This is a genomic window from Wolbachia endosymbiont of Mansonella perstans, from assembly GCF_020278605.1.
Lineage (GTDB): Bacteria > Pseudomonadota > Alphaproteobacteria > Rickettsiales > Anaplasmataceae > Wolbachia.
Genome location: NZ_JACZHU010000003.1, coordinates 17639 through 20684 on the forward strand (window position 1 = coordinate 17639; position 3046 = coordinate 20684).

Consider the following 3046-nt stretch of genomic DNA (forward strand, 5'->3'; position numbering starts at 1 on the left):
GAAAGCAAAAAAAACAATGCAGGTGAATTGATTAGTTCTGTACATGAAAATGTAGGTACAAGGGAAAATCTAAAACAAGATGCGCCGGAAAGCACAGCTCAAGGAACCGAGCATGACTCTTCTGAAAGCAACCCTACGGACGTCGACAAGTTGAGTTTTGAAAAAGCACAGGATACCAAGGCTGAAGGAGTGGTCAATAAAAAAGAACCACAACACGATGAAAACAAAGTTCCTACAGCTAAAAAAACTATTGGCAGAGGTGAGAAGAGTAATAAAGATTTTGGCAATAACTTGCTAGAGAAAAATAAAGATGAAGTTACTCCAAGTTTGCCAAGTGTGACCGATAAGGAAGTAAATAGAAATTTAGTTTTGCCTCCAAGCGCTGGTTTAAATGAAGATGCAGCTGATCTGCAAAAGGGCCTACAATTTGATAAAAAGGTTGATATTGAGGAGAATAAGCCCTCAGAAAATAATACAGATAAATTATTAAAAGGGAAAAAAGAAAAAGAGGAAGGTCAAGCTGAAAAAGAAGAAGGGAAAAAATTAGCTGAGAACCGCAGTAGAAAAAATCAAGTAAAACCTATCACTAAAAGAGACAAAGAAAACAAGCAAGAGAAAGAGAAAAATTTACAAAGATGGACAAAGTTAGACAGAGAACCAATAAAGGAATGGTATCACAAGAATGCACAAAGTAAGTCAGTATATAAGCGACAATATGATAAGCTTAATGAGCATCTTCCGACAACCGTATTTATTAATGACTATAGTAAGCAGCTTTTTTACTGTATTAAAAAGAACAACTTAGTTTGCCTGAGGGGGATAACAAGCAAGTTGGAAAAGCTTGGATTAACAACTCAAGAGGTACTGAAGCTTAGAAATAAGCTTGGAGATACCCCTCTAATTTATGCAGTTAAGCAAGGTGAGGTAGATATAGTACGCTTTCTCTTATTACAAGGTGCTGATCCTAAAGTAGTTAATAATAGTCTTCAATCTCCTGTTGATATAGCAATCGAAAGAGGGCGGGTTGATATGATAAATGCAATTACTGAAATGATACCACATCTTTTAAAGCATAAGAGGATAGGCAACAAAGAAAGCTTAGAAATATATAATTGGGCTGTGAAAACAAAAGAAGATAACGAATTGCAGTGTAATGAAGATCAAGAAAGATGATTAGATTTTTGATATTAATCTTAATTGGTCATTTGTGTTACGGAAGTGGAGTAAATGATAAGAATAGTCCGGTCAGTGGTTTTTTGGATATCTTGCATAAGATAAAGTATGTGTCTTACAGCAAAAAAGACTTTGCTGAGTTTCTAGTACAATGTCATAAAAAAGGCGTGCCAGAAAACTTTGGAAAAGGTTTTGGTCCTGACTTAAATGGAGCTAATTTTAGTCGATTGTACCTCAATGGATCTATTTTTGATGGAGTCAGTCTAATTGGTGCCGACTTTTCTCATACTGACCTGTCAGATGTATCCTTTATTAATGCTGATTTGCGTGGGGCCAATTTTTCCAATGCTAATTTGCAAGGTATAAGAATAGAAGGTACAAACCTAAGTTTTGCAAAATTTATTTCTGCAAATTTAACAGATATTACATTTGATCAGTCTGATATTAGTTATGCTGAGTTTATCAGCTCTGATCTTAAAAGAGCAAAAATGCATAATATAACTGGCTTACATACTAATTTCTCAAATGTGAAAATGAATTTCTCTAGCTTACTAAACTCAAATGTTAGTTATGTAAATTTTAGCGATAGCGAAGTAAACGATACTGTTGTGCAGAAAAGCAACCTTAGCAATGCAAATTTTTTTGGAGTGGACTCATATAAACTAAAAATACAATTTTCCTCGTTGGAGAACGCTAATATATATGGTGCAGAAATAAGAGAATCAGACTTCACAGGCAGCAACCTTTCCAACGTCTGTCTTAATTCTTCTGCTATAATTGAAAGTAACTTCAATAAAACTAATTTAAGTAATACGCAGATTTACTATGTAAATGGTAATAATTCAAGTTTTGTTCAGTCTATACTACATGGTTCCAAGGTAAAACATTCGTATGCTTCTAAAGTCAGTCTTCAAGATACCGATCTATCCGATATTGATTTTAGTCTTAGCGAGCTGCATCAGGTTGATGTTTCTAATTCTGACATTCGTCACGGAAAGTTTTATAATACTAAAGTTACAAATTCTAATATGAGCGGTTCGTTTTTCGATCATTCGCTATTTACCTCTACAAGGATAGAAGGCGCGGATCTTTCTACTGCTTCAATGTATAAGGTCAAAATACAAGACTCTCAAGTTTATAATAGCAAACTCTCTTACCACAGCATCGACTCTAGTGAGGTAAAGAGCTCAACATTTTTTAGTTCAATAGCGGATAACTCAAGCTGGTCTAATTTAAAAGTAACTAATTCGAATTTTATTGAAAGCGATTTCAGATCTTCTTTGCTTCACGATAATACCTTTAAGAAAACAGGCTTTTTTCTCAGCAATTTCAATAATTCAATGATTGGTCATACATCTTTTGACTCTTCGAGCTTATATGAAGGCTCGGTTGTTGATGCTCATTTAACAGATTGTAAATTCGATCATTCAATTCTAATTGGCAATGAAGGACAGGAAAGACTTACAAACTTAGAGGGTGCTATAACCTCAATTGAAGATTTGCAAGAAAAGATATCACAGGGTGAAAAATTTGATGTGAATTATTCTTATTTTGAATTTAGAGATATGAACCTAGAAAATGCCGATTTCTCTAATTCAATATTGGGTAGAGCAAAATTTATAAATGCTAATTTAAATAAGGCAAATCTTAAAAAAGCTGATTTGCGCCATGCTATTTTTGACAATTCTTCCCTTATTGATACCAATTTATCAGATTCTAATTTAGATAATTCTAGTTTTTTTGAATCTGATTTGAAGAGCGCCATATTGGAAAATTCAGAGTCTAATAAATGAGAAACTCTTTGGTATACTTATTAGATTATTTAGAAAAGAAAAATGACCATAAAAAGTGGGGGCGTACTATTGGTTTTATC

Annotated in this window: 2 protein-coding genes; both read left to right on the plus strand. The window is 33.7% G+C overall.

The window, feature by feature from the left end; genetic code table 11:
* Positions 1-27 precede the first annotated feature (27 nt).
* On the plus strand, positions 28-1173 hold the full coding sequence (locus IHO13_RS00390) for an ankyrin repeat domain-containing protein (protein ID WP_458695359.1): 1146 nt from the start codon (positions 28-30) through the stop codon (positions 1171-1173).
* Positions 1170-2966 (plus strand): pentapeptide repeat-containing protein, encoded by a 1797-nt coding sequence (locus tag IHO13_RS00395; RefSeq protein ID WP_225537244.1) that lies wholly within the window; start codon positions 1170-1172, stop codon positions 2964-2966. The genes IHO13_RS00390 and IHO13_RS00395 overlap by 4 nt, the downstream gene beginning before the upstream one ends.
* Positions 2967-3046 lie beyond the last annotated feature (80 nt).